This window comes from uncultured Meiothermus sp. (assembly GCF_937863175.1).
Lineage (GTDB): Bacteria > Deinococcota > Deinococci > Deinococcales > Thermaceae > Meiothermus.
In genome coordinates this window covers 1-24,936 of record NZ_CALMCQ010000294.1, presented here as the reverse complement: position 1 = coordinate 24,936, position 24,936 = coordinate 1, and the positions used below count along the sequence as shown (strand labels likewise).

The following is a 24,936-nucleotide window of genomic DNA, read 5'->3' as shown; positions in this document are numbered from 1 at the left end:
TCTGGCGGTCGGAACCCTGATTACAGCCGGGGCACTCATCTGGATGGCCTATGCGCCTAGCTTCTGGCAACTGGTTCTGGCCTATCTGCTGCTGCAAATTGCCGACGATATTGCCACCGGCCCCTACTCCGCACTAATTCCCGACCTGGCAGGTAAACGCGAACGGGGAGTTGCCTCGGGCTGGTTGGGAACCCTCAGGGTGGGTGGACAGATAACGGCCGGGGTTGTGGGTTTTGTATTGCTGAACCTTCAGTGGCAGTTCCTCCTGATTGCCCTGCTCAAGCTGCTGGCAGCCGGAATGATACTGACCCAGATTCGGGAGGTGCCGGGGTTGCGGCCTCAGCGAAGGAACTTCTGGGATAGCATGATCGCGCCCTGGCGCAGCGTAGACTTCCGCTGGGTCTGGTTTACCCGCTTCCTGATCATGTTCGCGCAGTACCTGGTGCAAACCTATCTTCAGTACTACCTGGCAGACGTGGTGCAGACCTTCCAGGCCTTCGGCCATACCCTGGCGACCGAACCCTTCCAGGCTGTTGCCCTGCTCGGACTGCTGATTGCCATGGGAGCAGCGGTTTCGGCGGTTCCGGCCGGACGCATTGCCGACCAACAGGGACGTAAGATTGTAATGTACGTGGTGGGGGTGGGACTCTCGATACTAATGCTGCCCCTGCTCCTGCTGCCTCGCTACGATGTGCTGATTGTGGTCGCTCTGGCAATGGGACTCCTGTACGGAGCCTATCTGGCGGTGGAATGGGCTCTGATCTCCGATGTTCTGCCCAACCCCCAGGCCCATGCCACCGACATGGGCATCTGGCAGACCTCGGTGGTGGTTCCGCAGGTGCTGGCCGGTAGTTTTGGGGTCATGGTGGACTCCTTCAATCGCCACGCAGCAGGCATGGGCTATACGGTGTTGTTCCTGATTGCAGCGCTTTGTTTTTTGCTGGGAACCATTCTGGTTCGTCAGATTCGCTCGGTGCGCTAAGTTGCTTGACAAGCCCAGTTCCCCATCCCATAGTAGTAGAGCGCTTTTGCCCAGCGGGATGGGGTTAGGGTAAGTAGTTTTGCAGGGAGGGATGGCTGAGTGGTTGAAAGCGGCGGTCTTGAAAACCGTTGTAGGCGCAAGTCTACCGGGGGTTCGAATCCCTCTCCCTCCGCCAGATATGCAGGCAGGGTCTCAACCGCCCGATTTTGTGCTAAAGTATCGCTTGCGGTTTTCGGGGACATACCCCCAGACCTAAAACAACCCAGTGGAGGGGTGGCCGAGCGGCTGAAGGCGGCGGTTTGCTAAACCGTTATAGGGAATTAAAGTCTCTATCGGGGGTTCGAATCCCCCCTCCTCCGCCACATAGCAGGGGTCAGGTAGTTTTTACCTGACCCGTTTCCTTAGGGTTGACAAATATGCGAAATAGAGGGGGGAGTACCCAAAGTTATCCACAGGTTATCCACAGACTTATCCACAAAAGGAGCGATCATCGGCGAAAGTATCCGTACGCTATAGGATGTGCCGTGTCTGACATAGCTATTCGCTAACAAGCATCCGCGACTTCTACAAGAAGTCTACTGCCAGGACTTGCTGCCTTCTCGCCAGGGGTAGACCCGCTGGATAAAGCGAGCAGCCCCTTGCAGGGAGTATGACCGAGTAAGCAGTTGCTGGATGGACAGCTCGAGGATACCCCCCTCAGGCCAGACCTGCGTGTGAGCGGTGTGCCACAGAGAGCGTCCGAGACTATCTTTTTTGGAGCCAGGGCCATTTTCTAGCAGCAGCGGTATCGGGAGAAACTCGAGTAAACTACTCGGCGGTGAACCCGCTCTCGCTGCTTTTCCTCACCCTCTTCAACAGCATTCTGGGCTTATCGGTCTTGTTCCCAATTCTGGGGCCGCTCTCGCGCGAGCTGGGCTTGAGTGAGGTACAGGTCGGACTTTTCTCCACCGGCTATGCCCTGATGCAGTTCGTGCTGGCCGCGTACTGGGGGCGTCGCAGTGAGGTGGTGGGACGCAAGCCCATCCTGCTGCTGGGGATTGTGGGGTTTGCGGTTAGCTTCTTTCTGTTTGCTTTTTTCGCCTGGTTGGGATACCAGGAGGTGTTACTGGGCTGGGGCCTGTTTGGCGCAATGCTAATGGCCAGGCTGCTGGGGGGTGCTTTTTCTTCTGCTACCCTCCCGACGGCCCAGGCCTATCTGGCCGACATCACCCCCCGGGAAGGCCGCACCCAGAATTTTGCTGTGCTGGGGGCCGCCTTTGGTCTGGGAGTAATTTTTGGCCCGGCCATCGGGGCTGGACTGGCCCATTTTGGCCTGCTGGCCCCGGTAGTCTTTTCGGCGGGCCTGGCCCTGCTGAACGCGGTCTTTGTGTGGTGGGTTTTGCCCGAGTCGCGCAGGCTCGAGGCCCGTCCCGCAGTCCCGCCTCGAGTCTCCTGGACAGACCCCCGCATCCTGCCCTTGCTGGGGGTTGGCCTGACCATCAACCTGGCCTCGATTGCGATGGAGCAGACCATAGCCTTCCTGTACCAGGATCGCCTTTCGCTGAGTCCGGGCCAGGCCGCCCAGACGGTGGGGGTGGCCCTGGTGATTTTTGGTCTGGTGGGGGTGCTGGTACAGGGTTTCTGGGTACGAAAGGTGAAATGGCCCCCTCGAGCCCTGCTGGCGCTGGGCTTGCCCCTCCTGCTGCTGGGCTACCTGGGCCTGGTTTTTGCCCCCAATTTCCTCTGGCTCACCGCCTCGCTGGTGCTGCTGGGACTGGGCTCGATGGTCAGTTCTGGCCTCGCGGCGGCCCAGTCGCTGGCAGTCTCCGACGATGAGCAGGGCGCGGTTGCGGGCCTATCCAGCGCCGCCCAGGCCCTGGGCCGGATGCTGGGGCCATTGGTGGGCACCACCCTCTATGGGCTCTCCCCGGCCTACCCTTATGCGTTTTCAGCCCTGCTTATAGGGCTCGCGCTGGTGTTTTTCCTCAGCAGACCGCAGCTAGCCAGGGCTCGGTAAGTCGCAGACGGGAGTTCTCCGGGCAGTGCCTACCTTGATTTTGGCGCTGCTACTGGCCCCGCAAGTTAACCTGCTCTCGCTGGGCGAGGAGGTGGCTCGGGGCCTGGGTGCGAAGGTCGAAACAGTACGGCTGGGTTCAACCGGTCTGGCGGTTTTGCTGGCGGGTGCGGCGGTGAGCGTGGCGGGGCCGATAGGGTTTCTGGGCCTGATGGTTCCGCATGCGGCGAGGGGGCTGGTCGGTACGGATTACAGGCGGGTCATTCCACTCTCGGCAGTGCTGGGAGGGAGTCTGTTGTTGTTGGCGGATGTGGCGGCGCGGCTGATTGACCGACCGCTAGAAACCCCGGTGGGTATTTTGATTGTGGCCCTGGGTGCGCCGTTTTTTGTATATCTGGCACGTCGCATCAGCCAAAAGGACTGATACCAGATTCGGAACCCGACCGAAGGGAGACGCTTTTTTCGCCGACCGTCCGGGAGGGGTGTGCTCCCGGATTCAAAAAAATAGCCTTGGGGTCTCCGGGTTGGAGGATGATCCTTTTGAATCCGGTATGAGGTGGGGCAGGACCACCACGGCTCCCTCCTGTACGCCTCTGGAGGGGCACGCCGGGCTTGGCCACGCTCCGCAGAAGGCTGGTGACGGATGACGGTTGCAAAAAATCCCCCTGCTCGGCAGGGGAGAAGTAGATGGGGGCTACAGCCCGGCTTCTTCCAGCAACTTCTTTAGCATTTCCAGGTTCACCAGGGCATGGCCCCGGGTGGTGTTGTTGAAGATGAACCAGACCTGGGCCAGGGTCTCGCTCTCGAGGGCTGCCAGAAGCGACCGCACCCAGAAGCGCAACTCTTCTTCGCTGTAGCGGTAGTCGTGTCGCTCGGACTGATCCCTGCCTTCATACCACTTTTCCCGGTTGCGCCCGGAAAGCCGAATGTAAGCAGTTTCAGCGGTGACATGAAGTTCATTTGGGGGCAAGCCAGGCAGGGGTGGATAGTCGGTGCTGACCCAGATCAGGCTGGCTTTGCGGAAGGCTTCGCGCACTTCCTCCTGGTTCCAGGAAGCGTGGCGAAATTCCACCGCCAGGCCGCCGGGCGCCAGAGCTTTGTCGGCAAAGCGCTGTGCCAGGGCCGCGAAATATTTGCGGTTTTCGGGGGTGCGGTGAAAGCTCTGGGGAAACTGGGCCAGAAAGGGCCCCAGCACCCCGGCCTCCCGTAGTGGAGCCACCGATTCAAAAAGCCGCCGGTAATCCTCGTCGCTGGCGTTGCGTTCATGGGTCATACTCTGGTGAATCTTGACCCCCCAGTGCACCCGCCCTTCGCTGCGCCCGAGCATTCCGGCAAAGGCTTTGAGGCCAGGAATGTTGTAGAACGAAGAGTTTAGCTCCACCCCGTTGAAGTTTCGTGCATAGATCGAGAGCCACTGGTCTTTTTTGGCCTCGGGCGGGTACAGAAGACCTACCCAGTCGTCGTTGGTGTAACCACCCGTGCCAAGATAGATTTCCATGCTTTATTGTGCCAGGAAGAACCCTCGAGGGTCGAGGGCCAAAACCCCACACCACAAGCCACAAGCCAGAAGCCGGCCTCTGGCTTGTTTTGTTTTGAGTTTCACCCCAGAGTTCAGAGTAGCTATGGGCCGTTTTCCGCTCGCCCAGACCTCCCTACTCCACCGTCACGCTCTTGGCCAGGTTGCGGGGCTGATCCACGTCGCGGCCCAGGTACACTGCCGTCTCGTAGGCCAGCAGTTGCAGCGGCACCACGCTCACCACCGGGGCCAGCAGATGGTGGACTTTGGGCACGTAGATCACGTCCTGAGCAAACTTCTTGACCTCGGTGTCACCCTCGGTCGCCACCGCGATGACCCGCCCGCCCCTGGCCCGTACTTCCTGGATGTTGGAGACGGTCTTTTCGTAGAAGGGGCTAGCGGTGGAGAGCACCACCACCGGCAGGCGCTCGTCAATCAGGGCGATGGGGCCGTGCTTCATTTCGCCCGCCGGATAGGCCTCGGCATGGATGTAGCTGATCTCCTTCAGCTTGAGGGCGCCTTCGTAGGCGGTGGGGGCCTGGATGTGCCGCCCCAGAAACAGATAGTCCTGGGCCTGGTGGTACTTCTCGGCAATATGGGCGATGTGGGGGCGTTGCAGAAGCATCTCTTCCACCAGCCGGGGCAGCTTGCGCATCTCGCCCAGGAATTCCCGGGCCGTTTTTTCGTCCAGTGTGCCCCTGGCCCGGCCCATCCAGACCGCCAGCATCCCCATCGCGGCCAGCATGGCAATGTAGGCCTTGGTGGAGGCCACCCCGATCTCCGGCCCGGCGTGGATGTAGAGGGTCTCATCCACCTCGCGGGTGATGCTGCTGCCCTTGGCGTTGATCACCCCCAGCGTACCGGCGCCTTTACGGCTGGCTTCCCGGATGGCCTCGAGGGTATCAATGGTCTCGCCGGACTGGCTGATACAGATGGCCAGGGTTTTCTCGTCCACCACCGGGTCGCGGTAGCGGTACTCGGAGGCCACATCCACTTCTACGGGCACCCGGGCCAGGGTCTCGATCAGGTACTTCCCTACCCAGCCGGCATAGTAGGCGGTTCCGCAGGCGATGATGTGTACTTTGTCGTAGTGGGTGGGCTCGAGCTGCAGCCCCAGCTCCACGCCCGCTTCTTCCTCGTGCAGTCGGCCCCCCAGGGTGTTTTCCAGCACCCGGGGCTGTTCGTAGATCTCTTTGAGCATGTAGTGGGGGTGTCCGCCTTTTTCGGCGGCCTCGAGGCTCCAGTCCACCGTGACCACTTCGCGCTCCACCGGGTTGCCAGCCAGGTCGGTCACGGTCACACCCTCACGGGCCACCACCGCCATATCACCGTCGTGCAGGAAAATCACCCGGCGGGTATAGGGCAGCAGGGCCGGTACATCCGAGGCTACGAAGTTTTCCCCCTCACCCAGCCCGATTACCAGCGGACTGACGGTGCGGGCCACCACGATTTCGTCGTGGTTCTGGTGGGCTACTACCAGCGCGTAGGCCCCATATGCCTCGGAGAGAGCCATCCGCACCGCTTCGATGAGGCTTCCCTGAAATTTTTCCTCAATCAGGTGGGCCAGCACTTCCGAGTCGGTCTCGGAGGTAAAGGTATGCCCTCGTGCGATCAGCCCTTCCTTCAGCGGCAGATAGTTTTCGATGATGCCGTTGTGGATCACCGCAATTTCGCCCTTTTCAGTCATGTGGGGGTGGGCGTTGGGGTCGGTGGGCGCACCGTGGGTTGCCCAGCGGGTATGCCCTACTCCGAACCGTCCGCTCAAGCGATGTTCCTTCAGGGCATCGGCCAGCACCTGGAGCTTTCCGGCCTTTTTGACCACCTCGAGCTGCCCGTTCACCTTTACTGCAATGCCAGCGGAGTCGTAACCCCGGTACTCCAGGCGTTTGAGTCCGTCCAGAATTACGTCCGACGCTTCCCGAAAACCCACATACCCCACGATTCCACACATGTTCCAACCTCACAATCTCTGCTCCAGGGGTTTGCCTGTGCAGGTCAACCCTGGACTCAACCATAGACCAACTCTGGGGCCGACCGACCTGTTTTTGCACCAAAACCAAAGGTGCCGTGCCTCCAAATGCAGGCAGGTGAGTCGCCAGCCACCCTGGCTATGGTTGGGGTCTCGTACCCGTGCACCCGTCGTCTGATTCCCGTTGAACCCTGCTCTTTGGTTGTCCAGCGCTCGCGCAACTGGCTTTCCCGTAGAACTTGTCTGGCCCCGAAACCTTTGGGGCTAGCGGAGAGGGAGGGGCTTGCTCCCTGGCGGCATCCGCGGAACTTCGATTTTTCGCAGTCCAGTTGCGCCCGGCCCAGACTCACCCGTGGCTTTTACGGCCACTCCATGATGGGCGCAACTTCCAGGTGATTACCGATTTGCTCATCACTCAAGGCATAGGCAGAATCGCCTGGCTGCTTATCTCTTCTAGAGACCGCCACCTCGTAAGGTGAAAGTGGTTTGCCCCTGGTTGGGAGCACCATTGGTTTTTGCCAACCGCCCCTTTGGAACCACTCTACCCCCTGCGCTTCTCACTTTGTAATTCGGCTCTCCTTTCCGGGGTTAATAAAAACCCCTAATCATTGTACGGTTTTTTCGTCTGGTTGGGGCAGTTCATACTTGACAGCCCAACAAACACACGGGTATGATGCCCCCCGGATGCGCAAGGTGAGAGTTCTTTGAGTCCTGTAATCGGGGTCGCCTCTTGCCGAGCGTCCGTTGCGGATGCAAGGGTTTTTTGGGGAGAGGAAACACGGCAACTCGCCCCCTGGATATAAATCCTGCGCTTCCGCAGCATCAGGTTCTTGTGGGGCGTCCATCTGGACGCAACATGAGAGTTTGAGGAGGCAGAATGAAGAAGAAGCTAGTAGTTTACTTGGCTGGGTTGCTGACCGTGCTCGGTCTAGGCTTCGGTCAGGCACAGTTCGCCGACGTACCCGCCGGCCACTGGGCCAGAGAAGCCGTCGAGCTCATCACAGCCCGTGGTCTGATCACCGGCTTCCCCGATGGAACCTTCCGTGGGGATGCCAATCTGACCCGCTACCAGGCCGCCCTGATCTTCCAGCGCCTGCTGGCCGAGCTGGAGAAGACTCCGGCCCCTGCCCTGAGCGAAGAAGACATGACCGCCATCCGCAATGCAGTCCAGGAACTGGCTGCTGAGCTGGCCGCCCTGGGTGTGCGCGTGTCGGCCCTGGAAGACAATGCTGCTACCAAGGACGACATTGCCCGCCTCGAGGCTGCCATCGAAGAGCTCAAGACTGCTGCGCCCGAGGCCGGAGTTGATGCTGCCGCTATGGCCGACCTGGCCGACCGGGTGGAAGCTGCCTCGGTAGCCGCCGACACCGCCCTGGCCCAGGCCCAGGCCCTGGCCGAGCGCATTGATGGGGTGGAAGGCGAAGTGGCCACCCTCAAGACCCAGATTGAGGCCGATGCCGACAGCATCCGCGCCCTCAACGAGCTGGCCGTGCTGCTGAACCAGGACGTGCTCTCGCTGCAAGACCGCGTGACCGCCGTCGAGAAGCAACTCGGTGAAGTGGACTTCGATGCCTTTGCCAACAAGGAAGATGTCAGCGCCATCCAGGAGTTTGCCACCGCCCTGCGCAGCGACCTGGTGCGCCTGTCCGACCGCGTGAGCGCTCTGGATACCCGCGTGACCGGTCTCGACACCCGCCTGACCGCCGTGGAAGGCAACCGCCCCAGCCTGACCGGTAGCATTACCGGCCGTTATGGCTACAACTACACTACTGGCACCAACTACGATGTCCGCCGTTTGTACTCCAACGTCTGGGACGACTATAACTGGGACGCCAACGACAACGGCCAGACCGTAGACGATGCCGACTTCAACAACGGCGGCGACAACCGCGCCCGTATCATCACCACCTTCACCGTTGCCCGGACTCCCGGCACTACCGCTGGTTTCAACTTCCAGGAAGCCCGTATCCAACTGCGCTGGACGCAGGATGGTGCACCTCGCCTGGAAGATGCCCTACCAGGCACTGGCTTCACCCAAAACGTTGCCTCGGGTATTCCCCAGGTGATGGTGGCCTCGGTGCGGGGTAACATAGACGGCCAGCCCTTTACCCTGAGCTACAACCGCTTCAACGCCTTCCGCTTTACCAACTACTTCATGTCCAACGCCGACCCCAACTTCACCGGTGGTCTGGGCCGTGGCTTCAGGGCGGACTTCAGCGCTAGCAAAGCCTTCCTCAGCCCCACCTACACTGTGGTGTTGGGCGGCACGGGTGACAGCAACTTTGTTGTGGCAGCCAACTCCGGTGGCGTTCGCGACTACTTTGGCATCCGCTCCACCGTCAGCCTCATGGGTCTGACTGCGGGTCTGAGCTACGCCGAGTACAACGTGCGTGAATTCAGCGGTGCCAACCTTGGCCGTACCGGCTTTGCCCTCGACCTTAACGGCAGGCTGTTTGGCTTGCTGGGCCTCGAGGCCGAGTACGTGGCCACCAAGGCCGTCAACGTGGCCAACTGGGACTTCGCCGACTCCGCTGCAGTTGACCAGGCTGCTGTTCTGAAGCTTACGGCTGGCCTTGGCCCCGTGACCGTTGAGGCCAATGCCCGCGCCATTGACCCACAGTTCGCCGAGAGCGGCTACAACGCCAACAACGCCGGTCTTTCGATTGACTTCCAGACCAACCGCGACAACAAGCGCCCCTACGACGACAACGAGCGCGGCTTTGGAGTGAAGGCTACGGTAGGCCTGGGCTTCCTCACCCTGACCGGGTTGTATGACCGCGATGCCGACTTCTTCGACACCGCTGCCAGCATCCGCAACAGCCTGGGTGGTGATGTGACGGTACCGCTATTTGCTGGCTTCAGCTTGATGGGTTTCTACTACAACGTAACCACCTCGACTGGGACGCTGGCTACCAGCAGTGACCGCTTCGACAGCAAATACGGGGTCAAGCTCTCCCATGACGGTAAGGCTGCCAACGCCCTCATCAGGGGCCTGGATCTATTTGCCGAGTACCGCCAGATCGAGACTGCCGCTGCGGGTGACTATGACCGTAGCGACATCCTGGTGGGCGCCAAGTTCGAAGGTAAGTTTGGACCCTTCAGCCTCACTCCGCTCTTCTTCTTCGATGCGGCGGGTGGTAGCGTTACTGGCAGCGAGATCAAATTCGGGGCCCTGCTCAGAACCGATCCCTTCAACCTGGGCTTTATCCAACCCAGTCTGGAAGGCAGCTTTGTAACCCGCAACTCCAGCATTGGTGGAGCAAACCGTGCGGAAACCTACTGGCATGCTGGGGCTAGCTTCGCCAATTTCTTCCTGCCCGGCGGCACTTTTGCGGCCAGATTTGCCACCTATAGTGGAACCGGCCTTGCTGCTACGGCTGCCAACCTTGGTACCGAGGATCACCTGTACGACCACACCACCGGCTACATCTACTCCGACAACACCGGTGCGGCAGACTTCACCCTCAGCGGTCTGCTCTTCACCTACCGCTACGCCGGTATTGGTCTGGATTTCCACAGCGGCAACCTGAGGGATAATGTCGCTACCACGGACAACCGCAGCTTCGGCTTCCGCATCTCCTACAGCTTCAGCTTCTAGTATTTAGCAAGCCGAAGCCATCAACCCCGCCCTTTAGGGCGGGGTTTTTTAATCCCCCTTCCCGCCGTACCAAGGAGGTTGGGGGGATTTGTGTTGTCACGCACCCCACAGATCCATGTGGCCGTGTCCAGCCCATCCTCAATCCGCGGCATCACAGTTGCGCCCTGTGCAAGAAAAAGTCGGGTATGGTCTTCCTCCCCCTCGACGGGGGAGGTTAGGTGGGGGTGTGAGCCGAGGGCGAAACGTTGAGACAGGAAGTGAAAAACGCGGCGAATGCCGAGTAAGGCAAGTCCTGTCCCGCGGCTACGGTGTGGTGTGCAGTTCGGGTAGCAAAATAAGGGGGATTTTAGCCTTGACCACACCAAAGTGCCGTCGGTCTGTGGTGGCGATGCGGCCAATGCCCAGTTCCTCGGCAATGGTGATTACCGCAGCATCCACAAAGCCCAGGCGAAGGTCGGCGTACTGCTGGTTGAGTTCAAAGACACGCCCGTAACCCGTCCTGCTGAGGTCTGAGACCTGGTAATAACCCTCAGCCATGCCTTGATAAAACTTGACCTGGGCAGTAAACCCCCTGCGGCTGTTGAGCAGGTGATCCACCTCGGCGATTACGGGCGAGGGTATTATCAGCTCGTGCGATGTGTCGCGAATGATTTGCAGCGCTTGCGAGTGCCAGAGGTCACGTGCGTCATAGTAGGCATACAGAATGCCGGTGTCCAGAATCAGGGTCATGGATCAATCCCTGGAAAGACGGCTTTTTTGAAGAAAGGCCTCCCGCTGATCTGGAGCGAGTGAATCCAGGCCGAACCCTTCGGCCAGCAATTCTTCGGCGCGTTCGGCGGTGTCGGTGTAACCGCTGTCAAAAACCCCGGCCCCTGGAGGAGGCTGCCGATGCTGCTTGGCCAGCTTCTCCCGCACGGCCTCACGAATCAGCTCGGCAACGGGCTTGTTAGACTTACGGGCCTCGAGCTTTAGTCTGAACTCGAGGTCGGGATCCAGATAAATGGTGGTGCGCTTCATATGGCATATGTTAGCATACCTGCCGGGATTGTGTTCTGATGCAAACAGAACAGCGGAGAGGGACGTATACTTTGTAACCTATGCGAGCCCGCTGGAGACTCAGATGAGCAGCGTTTTTCGCTACCAGGGCCCAGACCCCCGGGGAGACCAGCCCAGGGCCATCGAGGGGTTAAGCGAGGCCCTTTTAGACGGCGAGCGCTTCGTGACCCTGCTGGGCGCCACCGGTACCGGCAAAACCGTGACCATGGCCCAGACCATCGCAAAGCTGGGCCGGCCTGCGCTGGTAATGGCGCCCAACAAGGTGCTGGCCGCGCAACTGGCCGCCGAGTTCCGCGAGCTGTTCCCCCAGAACGCGGTGGAGTTTTTCATCAGCTACTACGACTACTACCAGCCCGAGGCCTATGTGCCCGGACGCGATCTGTTCATCGAGAAGGACGCCGCCATCAACCCCGAGATCGAGCGGCTGCGCCACTCCACCACCCGCAGCCTGCTCACCCGGCGGGATGTGATTGTGGTGGCCTCGGTCTCGGCCATCTACGGCCTGGGCAGCCCCGAGGACTACAAGAACATGAGCCTGATTGTGGAGGTGGGGCAGGAGATTCCCCGCGACACCATCATCGAGCGGCTGGTGGACTTGCAGTACGAGCGGGGCGATTTGCAGTTGGAAGCAGGCCGGTTCCGGGCCAGGGGCGAGGTGCTGGAGGTCTGGCCGGCCTACGAACAGGAGCCGATCCGGATCGAGCTATTTGGCAACACCCTTGACCGGGTGACGGTGGTGCATCCGGTTACAGGCGACCGGCTCAAAGACCTGCCAGGGTTTGTGCTGCTGGGGGCCAGCCACTACGCCACGCCGGAGTGGCGGCTCAAGGAGGCCGTCCCACAGATCAAGAAGGAGCTGGGAGAGCGGCTCAAGGTTTTTGAGGAGGAGGGGCGGCTGCTCGAGGCCCAGCGCCTGAAGGAGCGCACCCTTTACGACCTCGAGATGCTGGAGGTGATGGGCACCTGCCCCGGCATCGAGAACTACAGCCGTTTTCTGTCGGGCAAGGAGCCCGGCGAAGCGCCCTACACCCTGATGGACTACTTCCCCGACGACTATCTGGTGCTGCTGGACGAGTCACACGTCACTGCCCCCCAACTCCGGGGGATGTACAACGGCGACTACATGCGCAAGCGGACGCTGGTGGACTACGGCTTCCGCCTGCCCAGCGCGCTCGACAACCGCCCCCTCAAGTTCAACGAGTTTCTGGAACGTGCCGGACAGATCGTGTTCGTCTCCGCAACCCCCGGCCCCTATGAGCTCGAGGTCTCGGGCCGGGTGGTCGAGCAGATCATCCGCCCCACCGGCCTCTTAGACCCCCAGGTCACGGTCAAGCCCGCCACCGGCCAGATCGAAGACCTGATGGGGGCCATCCGCACCAGAGCCGCCCGCCAGGAGCGCACCCTGGTCACGGTGCTCACGGTGCGGATGGCCGAGGAGCTGACCGCCTATCTGGTCGAGCACGGGGTGAAGGCCCGCTACCTGCACCACGAACTCGACGCCTTCGAGCGACAGGCTTTGCTGCGCGATCTGCGGCTGGGGCATTTCGACGCCCTGGTGGGCATCAACCTGCTGCGCGAAGGGCTGGATCTGCCCGAGGTCTCGCTGGTGGCCATCCTGGATGCCGACAAGCAGGGTTTTTTGCGCTCCGAACGTTCTTTGATCCAGACCATTGGCCGGGCCGCCCGCAACGTGGGGGGCGAGGTTTTTCTCTATGCCGACTCGGTTTCGGAGGCGATGAAGGCTGCCATTGACGAGACCAACCGCCGCCGGGTCTTGCAGGAAGCCTACAACCTCGAGCACGGCATTACCCCCGCCACCATCCAGAAGTCGGTGCGCAAGCTGGTCAAGCCCGAAGACTACGAGGCCGAGGCCGCCGAGATTGTCCTGGACGACCCAGCAGTGCTGCAAAGCCTGCTGGAGCAGCTCGAGACCGAGATGTGGGCCGCCTCCGAAGCCCTCGACTTCGAGAAAGCCGCCAGCCTGCGCGACCAGATGCGAAACCTCGAGGCCCGTATCAAGGGCCTGCCCGAGCCTACCAGCGCCGGGAAGGGCAGGCGCCGACGCCGACGCTAGCGCTAGCCGAGCAGTTCTTCTGGCTTGAAGAAAATCCCGATCTCGCGGGCAGCGCTCTCGGGGCTGTCCGAGCCGTGGATGATGTTCTCGTCCACGGTGACGGCAAAGTCGGCACGGATGGTGCCAGGGGCAGCTTCCCAGGGGCGGGTCGCGCCCATCAGGCGGCGCATCTCGGCAATGGCCCCCGGGCCTTCAACCACCATCGCCACCACCGGGCCGCTGGTGATGAACTGCACCAGACCGTTGAAGAAGGGCTTGCCCTGGTGCTCGCCGTAATGGGTCTGGGCGGTCTCGGGGGCGATGACCATTTTCTTCATCGCCACGATCTTGAAACCTTTGCGCTCAATGCGGTGGATGATCTCGCCGGTGAGTCCCCGGCGTACACCATCGGGTTTGACCATGATGTAGGTGCGTTCCATACCGCAGTAGAGTGTACACGCAACACGTAAAAAGCTCCAGGCATATAAAAACCCTCCCCAGGGGGAGGGCTTTGGTTGGCGCGAATTTATCGGTTGGCGGGGGGACTGGCAGGAGTGCTCGAGCCCGGTTGATTGGGGGGTGTGGCCGGTGTGGCTGGGGCGGGCTGGGTGCCACCTTGCGCTGGCTGCGCGGGTTCTTCCTTCGGAGTGAGTGCGGTTAGCACCTTTTGCAGGTTGTTTTCCACCTTGGCAGCCTTACGAACTTCTTCGACCCACTTTTGGGCTGCTTCGGCCCTGCGGGTGGCGAGTACCTGCTGGCGGGCTTCTTCCCTCACCTCCTCAAAGGGGCGCAGTACCTCGGTCTTGCGGTCGTTCACGATGAGCACCTGGAAGCTCTCGTCCTCGAGCTTCACCACCTCGCTCACCTCGCCCAGAGGGCCTTTGGGGAAGCTGCCACGGGTCAGGAAGACCAGCCGATTGGGAACCGGGGGCATGGTACCGGGGTTGACCACGCCAAAGTCCTGCACGGTGCCCGTGTTGGCCCTGGCCAGGTCTTCGAGCTTACCTCCACGCAAGGCCGCAGCCCGGAAGGCATCGGCCCGGGCCTTGTCTTCCTTCTTAAAGTTCACGGCCTGCACCCTGGCCGAGGCGGGGATGGTGAAGTTGGGCAGGTTGGAGTCGTAGAACTTACGTACTTCCGCATCCGAGACGGTAATATTGCGGGTTTGCCAGAGTTGGGCCTGGTTGGCGATGTCGGTTTTGGAGCCGAAGAACGGCTGACCCATTGCCCGGGCTGCCTGAACGATGGCCTCGCGGCTGATGAGCTGCTCCAGCGTTTGGGGCATGAAGAACTGCACGGCCAGCTCACCCAGACCCTGTTGCAGCAACTGGGGCACCTGCTGGTTGGCAAAGACCGACTGGGCTACTTCGGCCAGCCTGATCTCGGTATCGCCCACCCGGGCTACCACCGGGTTCTCAAATTTGAAACTGGCATCTTCGGCAAACTTCACGTTGGCCCTGGCCCGCAATTCTTCGATGTAAGCCTCGAGGGCTCCCTGACCTTTGATGCGCTTGGCATCTTCCTTGACCCGCTCCCTGACGTCTTCAAATTGCACATCGCCTGCCGGCAGGTATTTCTCCACCTTAACGATGTAGAAGCGGCCCCCGGCCTCAATGGGCTGGCTGATCTGCCCATCGCGCAGCCTGAAGACCGCATCGGCCACCGCGTTGGGAAAGACCACCCGGGTCACCGGGCCGGGCTCGCCCTTGCCTGCAGCGGCGCCTAAGGCGCCGCCCTGCTCGGCATTGAGCCGGGAGCTGGCCCGGGCAATTGCAGCAAAGTCGGCACCCGCCGCCCGGACCTCGGCCATGACCTTGTCTGCGGTGGCCTTGTCGTCGAGCACGATCTGGCGGGCCTGGACACGCTCTTCGTTTTTGTACTGGTCGCGGTTCAGCTCAAAATAGAGCTTCATTTCAGCCTCGGTGGGTTCGGCCTTGTTCTGGATATCTTCGATACGCTTATTAATGCGAATCTGATCGCGCAATTCGTCGCGAAGTTGCGAATCGGTATAGCCCACCTGGGTCAGGAAGCGGTCGTAGTCTTCCCTTTTTTGCAAGCCGAAGCGCTCCCTGACGGTATCGAGTTCCTTCCTCAGCTCCCCACCCGAGACCCCAATGCGGGCCGTGTCCTGCAAAAGTGCGGTGGTTATGACCAGGCGCTCGCCAAAGTTGACATCGGCCAGGTTCTTCAAAAGACCCTGGGGATTGGTGCTCAGGATGGGGTCATTCTGTTGTGCCCTGGCCAGGTCTAGCGAGTTCACCTGGCGGCCGTTAACGGTGAATTCGGTTCTGCCCTGGGTGCTGCGCTGGCCCTGGGGTGTGAAAAGCAAAACCGAACCCGCCACAAAGGCCAGGGCAAGAAACCCAAAAATCACAGCAACAACCTTTTTGTTGATTCCAAACACTTGACTGCCTCCTCGATGCGGTGCTACCCTTCTGTGTGCGACTGCACCCGTAGCTCAGTGGATAGAGCGTTCGCCTCCGGAGCGAAAGGTCACAGGTTCGAGTCCTGTCGGGTGCGCCAACTTGCGACGGTCTAGGCTTCGCTTATCCTGGTAGCATCGCCCTCCTGAACCCTTTATACCCCGAAATGGTAAGACCACGGTTAAGTGTCGGCACGCCTTCACCAGGGGCCGATTGTAGCATATTCAGCCGTTTGTTTGAGAGGTTGACCCGGTGGCATATTCTGTTATCACCCGCCGCCGGTCGCCGAGGGTCGAAAGTCTGGAGCACAGCAGCGACTCCTGAGCGGTCTAAAATAACCACATCCCAAAACGTGTAGCTAAACAGGCCATGAAGCTCGGTTCCCTTGCTCGGCCCAAGAACCTCCAGGAGGCCGTCGCACTGCAAAAAGCGCTGGCCCAGGCGGTGGTGCTGCGGGGCGACCTGAGTCAAGCCCGCTGTATTGCAGCCCTGGATGCTTCCCACCCGACCCGCTTCTCCAGGGTGCGGGGTGTCTCGGTAGCGGCAGCGGTCTTGTGGGACACTCAGGCCAGGGGGGTGCTCGAGGTGGCCACCGCCTGGACGGAGGAGACCGAGCTCTTCCCCTATGTGCCTGGGTTCTTGTCCTTCCGAGAATCCCCCCTCTATCTGGCCGCACTGGCCAACCTGTCCCGCCTCCCCGAGGTGCTGCTGGTGGATGGGCAGGGAGTCGCCCACCCCAGAGGGCTGGGGATTGCAGCCCACCTGGGGGTGTATCTGGATGTTCCGGCCATCGGGGTGGCCAAAACCATGCTGTTTGGCAAACCGGAGGGCGAACTGCCCAGTGCAGCCGGATCGGCGGTGCGGCTCATGGATGGAACCGTGCAGATTGGCTGGGTCTACCGCAGCCGCAACGGGGTTAAGCCGCTTTTTGTCTCGCCGGGGCACCGGGCCGGAATGGAAGACAGCCTGGCCCTGGTGCGTTCGCTGATGGGCAGAACCCGTCTACCGGAGCCCTTGCGTTTGGCGCACCAAAAAGCCGCCGAGGCCCGCCGGCAAGCAAGTGGATAGAGCGGGGTTGGTTTTGGGGCTTACCCTACGATTCACCCGCGATCCTGGCGCCGACCCTCAAACCTCTCTTGCAGCACAGGGGAGACGTTTACGGACTTTGGGACTGCCCTGTACAATCGAGCCAAACCCAAGGAGAGGCCCTATGCAGTCCACCATGATGGATTTTCCCCTGACCCTGGTACACCTGCTCGAGCGGGCCAGCGCCTTGTTTCCTCAAGAGGAAATCGTGACCCGGCTGCCCGACAGGTCGCTGCACCGGTACAGGTTTGGCGATTTTGGTCGGCGTTCGCGCAAACTGGCCTCGGCGCTGCAAAAAGCGGGACTGCGAAAAGGGGATCGGGTGGCTACGCTGTCCTGGAACACCTACGCCCACCTCGAGGCCTACTTCGGCATTCCGGTGGCGGGTGGGGTCTTGCACCCCCTCAACCTGCGGCTGCACCCCTCCGACCTGGCCTACATCATCACCCACGCCCAGGACACAATCCTGATCGTGGATGACGTGTTGCTGAAGCTTTACGATGCGGTCAAAGAACACGTAAAACTGGATCAGGTGATCGTGGTGCCGCTCACGGGCCAACCAGTTCCCGAGGGTCTGATCAGCTACGAGGACTTCCTGGCCTCCGGCGACGATGATTTTGACTACCCCAGTCTCGACGAACGCGATGCAGCCGCGATGTGCTATACCTCTGGCACCACCGGCAAGCCCAAAGGGGTGGTCTACTCGCACCGCTCGATTGTGCTGCACAGTCTGGGCTCGGCGCTGCCCGATGCCCTCAACCTGGCCGGTAGCGATGTGCTGCTACCGGTGGTGCCCATGTTCCATGTGCTGGCCTGGGGACTGCCCTTTACCGGGGTGATGGCCGGGAGCAAGCTGGTGATGCCGGGGCCGCACCTCGATGCGGTGAGCTTGCTGGATTTGTACGAGACGGAACACGTTACCAAGACGGCGGGCGTACCGACCATCTGGATGGGGGTGTTGCAGGCCCTGCAAAAGGAGCCGGGGCGCTGGAAGCTGGAGTCCATGGAGATGGTGGTAGGGGGTTCGGCGGCTCCCGAGGCCATGATCCGGGCCTTCGACGGGTTTGGTCAGAAGATACTGCACGCCTGGGGTATGACCGAGATGAGCCCCCTGGGCACTGTCAGCCGTGTGAAGCGCCGCCTGCGTGGGGATGCCGAGGCGGAGTACGGCTACCGCTCCAAACAGGGCCTGCCTGCTCCCCTGGTGGAAATCCGGGCCGTGGGTGAGCGGGGGGTGGTGCCCTGGGACGGGCAGTCGCTGGGGGAATTGCAGGTGCGCGGCCCCTGGGTGGCGGCGAGTTACTACAACCTCGAGGCCGAAGCGGACAAATGGACCCCCGATGGCTGGTTCCGCACCGGCGATGTGGTAACCATTGACCCCGAGGGCTACATCCGCATTGCCGACCGCACCAAAGACCTGATCAAGTCCGGCGGCGAGTGGATCAGCTCGATTGACCTGGAAAACGCCCTGATGGCCCACCCGGCTGTCAAGGAAGCAGCTGTAATTGCCATTCCCGACGCCCGGTGGGACGAGCGCCCACTGGCCGCGATTGTGCTGAAGGAAGGGGCCAGCGCTACCCCGGAAGACCTCACCCAGTTTTTGCAGCCCACCTTCGCCAGATGGTGGCTACCGGATGCCTATGTGTTTGTGGACGAGATACCCCGCACCAGCACGGGCAAATTCCTCAAGTCCAGGCTGCGCGAACAGTTCAAGGGCTTTCAACCCGTGAAATAGAGCGGTGCTTGGAAAGAACCCAGCAGTCCCCGAAAGTCAAAACTGTACAGGACTCGTTTTTTGTCGCCAGAGTTAGCGGCAAAACTAGAGCGAACTGCAATCGTGGGTTGTCGAATACTGCCCAAGAACGGCCAGGTCTGGAACTTCCCAGAGAATCACCGACGTGTTTTATGGGACGAGTCCGATCACCATCCGCAAGATTTCCTGTCGTGGGACTACTCGAGCAGGCGGGGCTCGCCCGGATGATCCAGGGGGTCGAGCCAGCGCAGACCCGCAAAGCGTTCAAACCCCCGGTCAGCACTGACCAGGGTGGCTCCTCGCTCGAGGGCCAGCGCGGCCAGAAAGGCATCGTTTACCTCGTTGCCCAGCAGGTTCAGACCAAGACACAAATTCTCCAGAATAGAAAGGTGGGCTGCCCCCGGCTCTACCAGTTCGTATGCGGGCTGCATCCGCAGCGCGTACAAAAATGCAAAAATCTCCTTTGGTTTGACCCTCTGGCGGCCCAGCGAGGGCAGGGTGTTGATGCGCAAAACTGCCAGTTCGACCCAGCCAGGCACCCCGACGCGCCTGCCCCTGGCCAGGGCCTGGCTCAACCAGGTATAGCAGGCCGGCTGCTGCGGCGCGTCACGCCGGAAGGCATAGATGAGCACACTGGCATCCAGAATGTACAAGGGCTACCTTCCCTCCAGCTTGCGCAGGTCGTACTCGGTCTGGCTGGACTGAAGAAGCTGCTTGAGCTGCGCGGGCGTCAGGTTCAGCGCCTGGCCGCTATCGAAGGTGGGAAGTTGAACCGGCTTGCCCGGTCGGTGTTGAAGCCGCAGGCGCAGAGCCTCCTCGAGGAACTGGGTAAGGGTAATCCCCTGCCGGGCGGCCTCGGCCTTGGCCTTCCGATACAGGGCATCGTTTATGCGAAGCGTGGTCTGCATATACCAACATATAGCAGATAGGTCAGATATGTCATCTGATTGCACTTGGACTCAGAGCCTGCGGTGTCTGGCACTCAGACTGCCCTCGGCGGTAGTGCCCAGTGAGTTCAACTTGCAGCTTAATCCCAGACATCCGGCCATCTCTCTAGTACGGTTCGGCGAACCGCAAGAGCTTTGGCTTGACCCGCGACTGCTGGGCGTGTCGCAAGTTACAGGTCGAGTGTCTAGGGTCTAAGTTCGGAGGGGCTGGGTTAGTCTGGTGCCTTCCAAAAATTGCTGGCCTTTAGCTTCTGGCCCTCGACCCTTGGCCCTCGACGCTTCTCTTTTGACCCTCGACGTTTTCTTCCGCCCCTGGTAGTCGAGGCCGTATAGTTTTGCTATGTCCAGAGCCAGTGCAATAGACCAGTTCCTGCAAGAAAACCAGGGGGCCTACCTGGCCGAAACCATCCGACTGTGTGCCCAGCCCAGCGTCTCGGCCACCGGCCAGGGGGTGCTCGAGTGTGCCCGCCTGGTCGAGCAGATTCTGCAAAATCACGGCTTCCAGACCTGGAAGATCGAGGGCTACGGCAACCCGGTTGTCGTGGGCCGGGCCGCCGGAAGATCTGAACGCACCCTGCTTTTTTACAACCACTACGATGTGCAGCCGCCCGAGCCGCTGGAACTCTGGGACTCGCCGCCCTTCCAGCCCGAGATCCGCGACGGGGTTCTGTATGCCAGGGGGGCCAAGGACGACAAAGGGGAGTTTCTGGCCCGGATAGCCGCCGTGGACGCAGTGCGGGCCGCCAACGGGGGAGAGCTACCCTGCGGCGTGCTGTTTGTGGTAGAGGGCAACGAGGAGGTCGGCAGTCCCGGTATTGCCCGGTTTGTACAAGACCATCTCGAGCTGCTCCAGTGCGACGGGGCAGTCTGGGAGGAGGGCGGGATAGATTTTGAGGAGCGACCGGGCACCTCGCTGGGCCGCCGGGGAATTCTGGCCCTCGAGCTAGAAGTCCAGACCCTCTCGCGGGATGCCCACTCCGGCAGCGCCCACATTCTGCCCAACGCGGCCTGGCGGCTGGTACGGATGCTGACCTCGCTCAAGGACGAAAACGAGCAGATCCTGATTCCGGGCTTCTACGACGATGTACAGCCCATTTCCGAACTTGATCTGGAGTTGTTCCGCCGCCTTCCCGACAGCGAAGCGCACCTGCGCGAGACCTTTGGGGTGCGGGGCTTTGTGGGCGGCCTGACCGGCTTCGAACTGAAAAAAGCGGTCTTCAACCCCACCTGCAACATTCAGGGCATCACCACCGGCTACCAGGGCCTGGGCAACAAGACCGTGATTCCCGCCAGGGCCTCGGTCAAGCTCGACTTCCGCCTGGTGCCCGACCAGAACCCCACCGACATCCTGAAAAAACTGCGAGCCCATCTCGATACCGAGGGTTTTACCGACGTACAGATCACCTATACCGACTATATGCACCCCGCCAGATCGGCAGCCGACCATCCCCTGGTGCAACTCGCAGCCCGCACCGCCGAAGAGGTCTACCAGAAACCCTACCAGCGCATCCCCATGACCGGTGGCAGCTCCCCTGTTTACGCCTTTGCGGGGCCACTGGGCATCCCGGTGATTGATGCTGGGGTGGGGTTTGGCATCTCCAACCGCACCCATTCCCCCAACGAGAATGTGCGCACCAAAGATTTTCACAACGCTGCGCGCCACCTTGCGAGAATTCTGGACGGGTTTGCCGAAGCCCGTTAGCCCGGCGCTTTGTGCGCCACACAGACGTTCCAGGGAAGTAGTTCCAGAAGAAACCAGACTTCAAGCGTGGGACCGGTATCCATCAGACTGGCCTCAGGCGCCCTCGAGCCCTTTTGTCAGGAGAATGCCCAATCCCGCTTCAACGATCGGTGACAAAAATCCAATACCCTTACCCCGTCTATGGTTCAACTTCAGGGGGTCTCACATCGCTTTGCCAATGGAACGGTGGCACTAAACAACATTGACCTGAACATTGATAGCCACCGCTTCACCGCCTTGATTGGCCCCTCGGGAGCGGGCAAGTCCACCCTGATGCGGGTGGTTAACGGACTGATCCGGCCTACCGAGGGAAGGGTCTGGGTGGGCGAAAAGGAACTTACCAGGGCCAGGGCCTCCGACGTTCTTCGAGCCCGGCGTAAAATTGGAATGGTCTTCCAGCAATTCAATCTGGTAAAGCGCCTGACCGCACTGGAAAACGTTCTGCTGGGCCGGCTGGGTTACCGCAGCTTCTGGCGAAGCATGATCCGGGCCTTCCCCAGGGCGGAAGTTGAACAGTCGTTGCGGATACTTGACCGGGTGGGCATGGCCGATTATGCCTGGCAGCGAGCCGACACCCTCTCGGGCGGACAGCAACAACGGGTCGGCATCGCCCGCGCCCTGGCCCAGGAACCCGCGCTAATCCTCGCCGATGAGCCCATCTCCTCCCTGGATCCCAAAAGCTCTGAACAGGTCATGGAGATTCTGCGCTCTGTTCACGAGCAGGACGGAATATGTGTGCTGGCCAACCTTCACTTCCTGGATACCGTTCGTGAGTATGCCCACCGGGTCATTGGGCTGAAACAAGGCGCCGTGATCTTCGACAGCGGGGTAAGCAACCTCTCCGAATCGGTGGTGCGAGAACTCTACTACGACCCTGCCGCGCTGGATCTCTCCAGGCCAAGCCTGGAGCTTGCAAGCTAAGGAGGACTGGTATGAAGAAACTTCTGGCACTCGCGATCTTACTGATTTTTACCTCGGGTCTTGCCCAGAACAATCCGTCTGGATGTCCTGCGGAAATTCGTTTTGGAATCCTCCCGACCGAAGAGGCTGCTGCCCAGGCCCGTTTTGGATCACTGTTTCAGTATCTCGAGCGGCAGACCGGTAGCCGGTTCCGCGTCACGATTGGAGCAGACTATGCGGCCATCATCATCGCCATGGCCAATAACCGGCTCGAGCTGGCCTGGTTCGGCCCCGAGGCTTACGTTCAGGCTGCCAGACAGACCCGGGTTGTTCCCCTGGTCATAGCCGACAACGTAGTCTCTGGACTAAGTTACTTCAGCAGTATCTACGTCCGCGCCGACTCGGCCTTCCGAACCCTGGACGACCTCCGAGGAAGAACCCTGGCCTTTGTGGATCCCAATTCCACGAGTGGCTACCTGATACCCATGGTTTTCTTTGTGCGGGAGGCCAGGGTACGGCCCGAGGCCCACTTTTCCCAGGTGGTCTTTGCGGGAACCCACAACGCGGGCCTGCTCTCCTTGTTGAACCGCCGGGTAGACGCTGCCGCGCTGTCTAGCACCACGGTAAACCGCGCCATCCGGCAGGGGTCGTTGCGGGAAGGGGAGCTCCGGGCCATCTGGACCTCGAAGGAAATCCCCAACAGTCCCATCACGGCCAGTGCCAGCCTGTCTCCTACCTGCCGGGCTGCCGTCCAGCGGGCCTTTCTGAGCCTGCGCGATCCCGGCGTGCTTACCGCCCTGGACGCTCGGCGGTTTGTTATTGTCGCAGACTCCTATTACGCTCCGGTTCGCGAGGCGGGCCGGGTGCGCGAGGAGCTCCGGCGGGCGCAGAATCCCTAGAGTCAGAAAATGAGTCTCACCTCTACTCGACCCATTTCGGTAGATCCACCGCCCTCAGTAAAGCTGAATCGGCGCTGGAACAACCTGGCCATTGGCCTGGTTGTCCTGGCGCTCGCGGCAAGCTATCCCCTCACCCAGATTAGTCCCGGGGGGCTCCTGTCGGGCCTGGGGGACTCGGTGCGGTTCATCTTTGGATCACCCGACCGGCCCTACTCGGGGTTCTTTCCCCCCGATTTCTCGAGGTGGCAGACCTATCTGGTGGAGATGCTGGTCACGGTTGCGATGGGCCTGTGGGGGACTGTTCTATCGCTGATTTTGGCAGTACCGCTCTCGTTCATGGGAGCGCAGAATGTGGCGCCGCGCTGGCTCTACAACCTCACGCGCCCCGTGCTCGACTTTTTGCGTGGCCTACCAGACCTGGTGCTGGCCTTGATTTTTGTGGCTGCGCTGGGCCTGGGACCCTGCCCGGGCATCATGGCGCTCGCGCTCAGTACGGCGGGCAGCCTGGCCAAGCTGCTCTCCGAGGCCGTCGAGGCCGTTGACCCCGGCCAGATTGAGGCTGTTAAGGCCACGGGAGCTTCGCCGGTTCTGGTGCTGCTGTATGGCTACTGGCCGCAAATCCTGCCACTCTTTGCATCCTACACCCTCTACCGCTTTGAAGTGAATGTGCGGGCGGCTACCCTTCTGGGCATCGTCGGTGCGGGGGGTATTGGCTTCTACCTCCAGGAAGCCATGCGGGGCTTCGACTTTCGGTCCACCTGTGCCCTGATCATCATTATTCTCGTAACCGTGCGGCTGGTTGACTGGGGTTCGGCGAGGCTGCGGGCTCGAATCATCTAGCTTTCAGCCTGTGGCCCTTGGAATCAAGCAAAACCCGTTCTGACCTATGTGGCTATCTAATCTCAAAATTGTTCTTCCAGACCAGACTTTAGAGGCCGCCTCGGTGCGCCTCGAGGGCGGACACATCGCCGAGATCCGCGATCGGGTCGTCGAGGGTCTGAACTTTGGGGGACTGACCCTGATTCCTGGAATTGTTGACCTGCATGGGGATATGCTCGAGCGAGAAATCGAGCCCAGACCCTCTTCCGAGTTCCCAATTCCAATCGCGATGATGGAACTGGACAAGCGCCTGGCGGCTGCAGGCGTGACCACCGCCTTTGCAGCTATCAGCTTTGCGGAGGGCAGGGCTACCAGAGCCATCCGGTCGGAAGAACGTGCCCGCAAAATCATTCAAGCCGTGCGAGATTTTCGCCAGGAGATGCGGGTGGACTGGCGAGTACACGCCCGGTTTGATATTACCAACCTCCGTGCGCCACCCGTACTCCGCGATCTGATCGCAGCCCAGGATGTGGCTCTGGTTTCCCTCAATGACCACACTCCGGGACAGGGGCAGTACCGCAACCTCGAGTACTATCTGGAGTACAGCGTTAAGTGGCGCGGGGTGAGCATGGACGAAGCACGGGCTCGGCTGGTCGAGCGAATGCAGATGCAGCAAGACTGCCCGCCGAGCTGGCCGGTTATCCGGGGGGTGACGGAACTGGCACAACGCCACCAGATTCCACTGGCCTCGCACGACGACGACACGGTGGATAAGGTCGGGCTAATGGCCAACCTGGGTGCAAGCATCAGCGAGTTTCCGGTGACTCTGGACGCTGCCCGCGAAGCCAGGGGGCGGGGGATGTGGGTGGCCATGGGGGCCCCCAACGCGCTGCGGGGCGGCTCGCACTCTGGCAATCTCAGCGCCCTGGACACCATCCAGGAGGGGCTGCTCAACTTCTTGATGTCCGACTACTCGGCAGGAGCTATGTTGCAGGCTGCTTACTTTCTCCACCGGAAGCAGGGCTTGCCGCTGCATAAGGCTATTGGTTTGATTACAGCCAGCCCCGCCGCCGCAGTCCGCCTACACGACCGAGGCGAGATTGTGGCTGGAAAGATAGCCAGTCTGGTAATAGTGGAAGAACTCGAGTATCCCCGCGTCCGGCTTGTGCTGCGCGAGGGGCGTACAATTTACAGCGATGGG

At 60.9% G+C, this 24,936-nt stretch carries 20 protein-coding genes and 3 tRNA genes; 15 read left to right on the top strand and 8 right to left on the bottom strand.

Annotated features, from left to right (window positions below; genetic code table 11):
• The 5 genes from Q0288_RS11275 to Q0288_RS11255 form a co-directional block, all read left to right on the top strand.
• A partial coding sequence (locus tag Q0288_RS11275; protein ID WP_299430447.1) for an MFS transporter occupies nucleotides 1-982 on the top strand: 982 nt, incomplete at its 5' end.
• 85 nt (nucleotides 983-1,067) lie between these two features.
• Nucleotides 1,068-1,157, top strand: a tRNA-Ser gene (locus Q0288_RS11270).
• 92 nt (nucleotides 1,158-1,249) lie between these two features.
• A tRNA-Ser gene (locus Q0288_RS11265) sits at nucleotides 1,250-1,344 on the top strand.
• Nucleotides 1,345-1,799: 455 nt separating this feature from the next.
• Complete coding sequence (locus Q0288_RS11260) at nucleotides 1,800-2,978, top strand: MFS transporter (protein WP_299430445.1); 1,179 nt, start codon at nucleotides 1,800-1,802, stop codon at nucleotides 2,976-2,978.
• Nucleotides 2,979-3,003: 25 nt separating this feature from the next.
• Nucleotides 3,004-3,399 carry an iron ABC transporter permease gene (locus tag Q0288_RS11255; protein WP_299430443.1) on the top strand — a complete coding sequence of 132 codons (396 nt, stop codon included), beginning with the start codon at nucleotides 3,004-3,006 and terminating at the stop codon, nucleotides 3,397-3,399.
• A gap of 270 nt (nucleotides 3,400-3,669) precedes the next feature.
• Here Q0288_RS11255 and Q0288_RS11250 read toward each other — a convergent pair whose 3' ends face one another.
• The gene (locus Q0288_RS11250) at nucleotides 3,670-4,473 is read right to left on the bottom strand and encodes a DUF72 domain-containing protein (protein ID WP_299430441.1); all 804 of its coding nucleotides are present in this window, start codon (nucleotides 4,471-4,473) and stop codon (nucleotides 3,670-3,672) included.
• Nucleotides 4,474-4,627: 154 nt separating this feature from the next.
• Entirely contained in the window at nucleotides 4,628-6,442 is a 1,815-nt protein-coding gene (gene glmS / locus Q0288_RS11245; RefSeq protein ID WP_299430439.1) for a glutamine--fructose-6-phosphate transaminase (isomerizing), read from the bottom strand.
• A gap of 895 nt (nucleotides 6,443-7,337) precedes the next feature.
• Here glmS and Q0288_RS11240 point away from each other — a divergent pair.
• On the top strand, nucleotides 7,338-10,058 hold the full coding sequence (locus Q0288_RS11240; protein ID WP_299430437.1) for an S-layer homology domain-containing protein: 2,721 nt from the start codon (nucleotides 7,338-7,340) through the stop codon (nucleotides 10,056-10,058).
• A gap of 303 nt (nucleotides 10,059-10,361) precedes the next feature.
• Here the strand turns inward: Q0288_RS11240 and Q0288_RS11235 are convergent, their stop codons facing one another.
• Together Q0288_RS11235 and Q0288_RS11230 are read right to left on the bottom strand one after the other, a co-directional pair.
• Nucleotides 10,362-10,787, bottom strand: a complete 426-nt coding sequence (locus tag Q0288_RS11235) for a PIN domain-containing protein (protein WP_299430435.1) — start codon at nucleotides 10,785-10,787, stop codon at nucleotides 10,362-10,364.
• Nucleotides 10,788-10,790: 3 nt separating this feature from the next.
• Nucleotides 10,791-11,075 (bottom strand): CopG family transcriptional regulator, encoded by a 285-nt coding sequence (locus Q0288_RS11230; protein ID WP_299430433.1) that lies wholly within the window; start codon nucleotides 11,073-11,075, stop codon nucleotides 10,791-10,793.
• Between the two features lie 103 nt (nucleotides 11,076-11,178).
• Between Q0288_RS11230 and uvrB the strand changes: the two genes are divergently transcribed.
• Entirely contained in the window at nucleotides 11,179-13,188 is a 2,010-nt protein-coding gene (gene uvrB / locus Q0288_RS11225) for an excinuclease ABC subunit UvrB (protein ID WP_299430431.1), read from the top strand.
• 2 nt (nucleotides 13,189-13,190) lie between these two features.
• Here uvrB and ndk read toward each other — a convergent pair whose 3' ends face one another.
• The gene (ndk, locus tag Q0288_RS11220; RefSeq protein ID WP_299430429.1) at nucleotides 13,191-13,607 is read right to left on the bottom strand and encodes a nucleoside-diphosphate kinase; all 417 of its coding nucleotides are present in this window, start codon (nucleotides 13,605-13,607) and stop codon (nucleotides 13,191-13,193) included.
• A gap of 86 nt (nucleotides 13,608-13,693) precedes the next feature.
• Nucleotides 13,694-15,571 (bottom strand): peptidyl-prolyl cis-trans isomerase, encoded by a 1,878-nt coding sequence (locus Q0288_RS11215; RefSeq protein ID WP_299430427.1) that lies wholly within the window; start codon nucleotides 15,569-15,571, stop codon nucleotides 13,694-13,696.
• A gap of 43 nt (nucleotides 15,572-15,614) precedes the next feature.
• Between Q0288_RS11215 and Q0288_RS11210 the strand changes: the two genes are divergently transcribed.
• From Q0288_RS11210 to Q0288_RS11200, 3 genes are all read left to right on the top strand, one after another.
• Nucleotides 15,615-15,690 (top strand) — tRNA-Arg (locus Q0288_RS11210).
• A gap of 269 nt (nucleotides 15,691-15,959) precedes the next feature.
• Nucleotides 15,960-16,658 (top strand): endonuclease V, encoded by a 699-nt coding sequence (locus tag Q0288_RS11205; RefSeq protein ID WP_299430425.1) that lies wholly within the window; start codon nucleotides 15,960-15,962, stop codon nucleotides 16,656-16,658.
• A 142-nt stretch (nucleotides 16,659-16,800) separates the two neighbouring features.
• On the top strand, nucleotides 16,801-18,411 hold the full coding sequence (locus Q0288_RS11200; protein WP_299430423.1) for a long-chain fatty acid--CoA ligase: 1,611 nt from the start codon (nucleotides 16,801-16,803) through the stop codon (nucleotides 18,409-18,411).
• A gap of 215 nt (nucleotides 18,412-18,626) precedes the next feature.
• Here Q0288_RS11200 and Q0288_RS11195 read toward each other — a convergent pair whose 3' ends face one another.
• Complete coding sequence (locus Q0288_RS11195; protein ID WP_299430421.1) at nucleotides 18,627-19,082, bottom strand: TA system VapC family ribonuclease toxin; 456 nt, start codon at nucleotides 19,080-19,082, stop codon at nucleotides 18,627-18,629.
• Nucleotides 19,083-19,085: 3 nt separating this feature from the next.
• On the bottom strand, nucleotides 19,086-19,337 hold the full coding sequence (locus Q0288_RS11190) for a toxin-antitoxin system HicB family antitoxin (RefSeq protein ID WP_299430419.1): 252 nt from the start codon (nucleotides 19,335-19,337) through the stop codon (nucleotides 19,086-19,088).
• Nucleotides 19,338-19,716: 379 nt separating this feature from the next.
• Here Q0288_RS11190 and Q0288_RS11185 point away from each other — a divergent pair, with 379 nt between their 5' ends.
• From Q0288_RS11185 to Q0288_RS11165, 5 genes are all read left to right on the top strand, one after another.
• Entirely contained in the window at nucleotides 19,717-21,078 is a 1,362-nt protein-coding gene (locus Q0288_RS11185; protein ID WP_299430417.1) for a M20/M25/M40 family metallo-hydrolase, read from the top strand.
• A 180-nt stretch (nucleotides 21,079-21,258) separates the two neighbouring features.
• The gene (gene phnC / locus Q0288_RS11180) at nucleotides 21,259-22,038 is read left to right on the top strand and encodes a phosphonate ABC transporter ATP-binding protein (RefSeq protein ID WP_299430415.1); all 780 of its coding nucleotides are present in this window, start codon (nucleotides 21,259-21,261) and stop codon (nucleotides 22,036-22,038) included.
• An 11-nt stretch (nucleotides 22,039-22,049) separates the two neighbouring features.
• On the top strand, nucleotides 22,050-22,916 hold the full coding sequence (locus tag Q0288_RS11175; RefSeq protein WP_299430413.1) for a phosphate/phosphite/phosphonate ABC transporter substrate-binding protein: 867 nt from the start codon (nucleotides 22,050-22,052) through the stop codon (nucleotides 22,914-22,916).
• Nucleotides 22,917-22,925: 9 nt separating this feature from the next.
• A complete protein-coding gene (phnE, locus tag Q0288_RS11170) occupies nucleotides 22,926-23,756 on the top strand; it encodes a phosphonate ABC transporter, permease protein PhnE (RefSeq protein ID WP_299430411.1) in 831 nt (276 codons plus the stop codon).
• 46 nt (nucleotides 23,757-23,802) lie between these two features.
• The coding region (locus Q0288_RS11165) for an alpha-D-ribose 1-methylphosphonate 5-triphosphate diphosphatase (RefSeq protein ID WP_299430409.1) at nucleotides 23,803-24,936 on the top strand (1,134 nt) is incomplete at its 3' end.

Coding starts and splice junctions, on each gene's coding strand:
- Q0288_RS11250 (WP_299430441.1), bottom strand. CDS start 4,473: ATGGAAATCTATCTTGGCACGGGTGGTTACACCAACGACGACTGGGTA.
- glmS (WP_299430439.1), bottom strand. CDS start 6,442: ATGTGTGGAATCGTGGGGTATGTGGGTTTTCGGGAAGCGTCGGACGTA.
- Q0288_RS11240 (WP_299430437.1), top strand. CDS start 7,338: ATGAAGAAGAAGCTAGTAGTTTACTTGGCTGGGTTGCTGACCGTGCTC.
- Q0288_RS11235 (WP_299430435.1), bottom strand. CDS start 10,787: ATGACCCTGATTCTGGACACCGGCATTCTGTATGCCTACTATGACGCA.
- Q0288_RS11230 (WP_299430433.1), bottom strand. CDS start 11,075: ATGAAGCGCACCACCATTTATCTGGATCCCGACCTCGAGTTCAGACTA.
- uvrB (WP_299430431.1), top strand. CDS start 11,179: ATGAGCAGCGTTTTTCGCTACCAGGGCCCAGACCCCCGGGGAGACCAG.
- ndk (WP_299430429.1), bottom strand. CDS start 13,607: ATGGAACGCACCTACATCATGGTCAAACCCGATGGTGTACGCCGGGGA.
- Q0288_RS11205 (WP_299430425.1), top strand. CDS start 15,960: ATGAAGCTCGGTTCCCTTGCTCGGCCCAAGAACCTCCAGGAGGCCGTC.
- Q0288_RS11200 (WP_299430423.1), top strand. CDS start 16,801: ATGCAGTCCACCATGATGGATTTTCCCCTGACCCTGGTACACCTGCTC.
- Q0288_RS11190 (WP_299430419.1), bottom strand. CDS start 19,337: ATGCAGACCACGCTTCGCATAAACGATGCCCTGTATCGGAAGGCCAAG.
- Q0288_RS11185 (WP_299430417.1), top strand. CDS start 19,717: ATGTCCAGAGCCAGTGCAATAGACCAGTTCCTGCAAGAAAACCAGGGG.
- phnC (WP_299430415.1), top strand. CDS start 21,259: ATGGTTCAACTTCAGGGGGTCTCACATCGCTTTGCCAATGGAACGGTG.
- Q0288_RS11175 (WP_299430413.1), top strand. CDS start 22,050: ATGAAGAAACTTCTGGCACTCGCGATCTTACTGATTTTTACCTCGGGT.
- phnE (WP_299430411.1), top strand. CDS start 22,926: ATGAGTCTCACCTCTACTCGACCCATTTCGGTAGATCCACCGCCCTCA.